The organism is Shewanella sp. YQ_9 (assembly GCF_043103185.1).
GTDB lineage: Bacteria > Pseudomonadota > Gammaproteobacteria > Enterobacterales > Shewanellaceae > Shewanella > Shewanella algae.
This window is the reverse complement of record NZ_JBICJO010000029.1, coordinates 1-707: the sequence shown is the minus strand read 5'-3', so window position 1 is coordinate 707 and position 707 is coordinate 1. Positions and strand designations below refer to the sequence as shown.

Sequence of the window (707 nt, the reverse complement as noted above, 5' to 3'; positions counted from 1 at the left end):
GCTTTTCAGTCTGAGGGTATCCTCATTTTGCTGGCTGATAAGCGCAAGGCGCAGATCCAGAGTTTTAATCCGCTGCTGATTGTCCTGAAGTTCCTGCAACATCTCATGGAACAGCTCCCGGCTGAGCGTGGTGAGCTCATTTTCTGCATCCTCCAGGTGCTCAGGCAGGTGGGCCATAATTTTATGAGCCCCTTCCGGTATGGCGATACCGTATTCCAGGCCTAGCCCCCGTATCTGGTTAATCAGCGCGGTTTTGTTTTTCATCAGCCGCTGGCGAACCCGGTGCAGACACTGAATATCCTGCTGTTCAATAGACTTCTCCGGCACATAGCGCATACCCGGGCGACTGTCAGCTTCGACAATTGCAGCTGCATCATTTTTGTCATTTTTACTGCCCATTCTGAAGGGGGCAACATACTGTGGACTGATTTGTTTAACTTCATGTCCGTATTGTCTGAACTGGCGTGACCAGTAATTTGCACTGCCGCACGCTTCCATCACAATACGGGACGGAGGCTGCTGAACAATAAACGCCGTCAATTTTTCACGGGTGATCATTTTATTCGCTTTCTTCTCACCCTGCGCAGATACGATATTCACCTGAAAAACTCGCTTTGCCAGATCAATTCCGATAATTTGTTCCATGGGACACCTCTTCATATTGCTGTTGGTTTGCACTTACAGCATGGCTCACTGAAGTCTTTGTG

The 707-nt window shown here is 48.9% G+C and carries 1 protein-coding gene; it reads right to left on the bottom strand.

Annotated features, from left to right (window positions below; translation table 11 throughout):
- Positions 1 to 645 (bottom strand): IS110 family transposase (locus ACF8D4_RS09135; RefSeq protein ID WP_392464965.1); only part of this gene is annotated, 645 nt, incomplete at its 3' end.
- Positions 646 to 707 lie beyond the last annotated feature (62 nt).